This is a genomic window from Streptomyces calidiresistens, from assembly GCF_014141525.1.
Taxonomy (GTDB): Bacteria; Actinomycetota; Actinomycetes; order Streptomycetales; family Streptomycetaceae; genus Streptomyces; species Streptomyces calidiresistens.
Genome location: NZ_VKHS01000888.1, coordinates 1 through 2,090, shown reverse-complemented (window position 1 = coordinate 2,090; position 2,090 = coordinate 1). Strand labels below are relative to the sequence as shown.

Annotated in this window: 2 protein-coding genes; one reads left to right on the top strand and one right to left on the bottom strand. The window is 74.9% G+C overall.

The genetic code is table 11. From position 1 onward, the window contains the following. A partial coding sequence (pdxR, locus tag FOE67_RS23815; RefSeq protein ID WP_228474219.1) for a MocR-like pyridoxine biosynthesis transcription factor PdxR occupies positions 1 to 1,471 on the top strand: 1,471 nt, incomplete at its 5' end. Positions 1,472 to 1,568: 97 nt separating this feature from the next. On the opposite strand, the gene FOE67_RS23810 is transcribed toward pdxR, so the two are convergent. Further along, positions 1,569 to 1,943 (bottom strand): hypothetical protein, encoded by a 375-nt coding sequence (locus FOE67_RS23810; protein ID WP_182666896.1) that lies wholly within the window; start codon positions 1,941 to 1,943, stop codon positions 1,569 to 1,571. Between the last annotated feature and the right edge of the window lie 147 nt (positions 1,944 to 2,090).

Below are 2,090 nucleotides of genomic sequence, written 5' to 3'. Positions count from 1 at the left end.
TCCCTCGCCGGCGCCCCCGCCCCGCGTCGGTCCCGAACTCCACCTCGATCCGGTCGCCGGCGAGGGACGGGCGGAGGGGGTGATGCGCGGAGTGCGGGAGGCCATCGCCGACGGCCGCCTGCCCTCCGGCACCCGGCTGCCCTCCTCCCGTGCCCTGGCGGCCGACCTCGGTGTGGCCCGCAACACCGTGGTGCGGGCGTACGAGGAACTGACCGCCGAGGGTTGGCTGGTGGCGCGCCGGGGGTCGGGCACCACGGTGGCGTCCCGGGGTGATCCTTCCCGGGAGAGCCCGACCTCCCGGCGTACCGGGCACCCCTCCCGGTGCGGCCGGGTCGTACCGGTTCCCCGGTACGACCTGCGGCAGGGTTCCCCCGCAGCCGACTCCTTTCCGCGCGGGGCGTGGTTGACCTCCACCCGCAGGGCCCTGCTCACCGCGCCGGACGACGCCTTCGGCCCCGGGGACCCGCGCGGACATCCCGCGCTGCGCCGCGAGGTGGCCCTGTACCTGGCCCGGGCACGGGGTGTGCGGACTGATCCCGAACGGGTGGTGATCTGCGCGGGGGTCTCCCATGCGCTGCGGTTGCTCGCCTCCCTGCGCCGAGGCGCCGTCGCGGTGGAGGAGTACGGACCGGTCTTCCAGTACCGGATCCTGGAGGAGGCCGGGCTGCGGGCGGTTCCCCTGCCGGTGGACGCCGACGGTGCCCGGGTCGGGGCGCTGACGGATTCCCCGGCCGGCACCCCCGGGACCCGGGAGGTGCGCACGGTGTTGCTGACCCCGGCGCATCAGTTCCCGCTCGGCGGCCCGTTGGCGGCCGAGCGGCGGGCGGCGGTGATCGAGTGGGCCCGTGAGCGGGACGGCCTGGTGCTGGAGGACGACTATGACGGGGAGTTCCGCTACGACCGCCGGCCGGTGGGCGCGCTCCAGGCGTTGGATCCCGAGCGGGTGGTTCACCTCGGGTCGGTGAGCAAGAGTTTGAGCCCGGCCCTGCGACTCGGCTGGATGGTGTTGCCCGGCCATCTCGTTCCCCGGGTGCTCGCCCTCAAGGGCGAGCGGGAGGCCCGCACGAGCGTGCCCGATCAGCTGACCCTGGCCGACTTCCTCGCCTCGGGGGCACGGGACCGGCACGTGCGCCGGATGCGCGAGCGGTACCGACGGCGCAGGGACCGACTCCACCGGGCCCTGGCGGAGCGGGTACCGGGAGTGGGGGTCTGCGGTGCGGCGGCGGGGTTGCACGCCGTGGTGACGCTGCCGCCGGAAACCGACGAGGCCGCCGTGGTGGCCGCCGCCGCCCGACGGGGGGTGGCCGTGGAAGGGCTGGCCGACTACCGGTGGCGCGCGCCGGCGGGGGTCGGGGAGGACCAGTGCCCCAAGGGGCTGGTCGTCGGGTACGGCGCCCCGTCGGAGAGCGCCTTCCCGAACGCGTTGGAGGCCCTGTGCGGGGTTCTGCGGGAGGCGCTCGCCCACCGATGAGCCCCGGGGCTCCTCCCCGGTCGGGGCCGGGCCCCCGCCCGGCCGGCCGGGCGCGTCCCCGGCGCCCGGCGGTGCCGGGCCCCGGGGACGCGCCGGGTCAGACCTCCAGGTCGCTCTCGATCCTCTTGAGCTGGTGACGGGCCATCGCGAGATTGGCCCGCTTCTTGTCCAACGCGAGGTAGAGGAACAGTCCCTGGCTGCCGCGTCCCTTCATCAGGCGGAGGAGGTGGTACTGGGTGCCCAGGGTGATGAGGATGTCCTCGATCTCGTCGCCCAGGGAGAGGAGTTCCATGGCCCGCAGCTTGGCGCGGACCACGTCGGTGTTGGCGGCGGCGGCGACGTTGAGGTCGAGTTCCTTGCCGCCGCCCACGACGCCGAGGGCCATGCCGCTGGTGTAGTCGACGAGGGCGACCCCGATGGTGCCCTCGATGCTGGTCATCGCCTCTTTGAGCGCGGCATCGGTGTTGGCCATGGCGGATCTTTTCCTTTCGGATGGTGATGGACGCGACGCACGACCCCGGGCGGGTCGGGTCGCGGGCCCCCGCGCGGCTCGGCCGGGCCGGGGCACGAAGAGGTGACGTGTGGGACGTGCGGGACGTGCGGGCGGTACGGGTGGGGC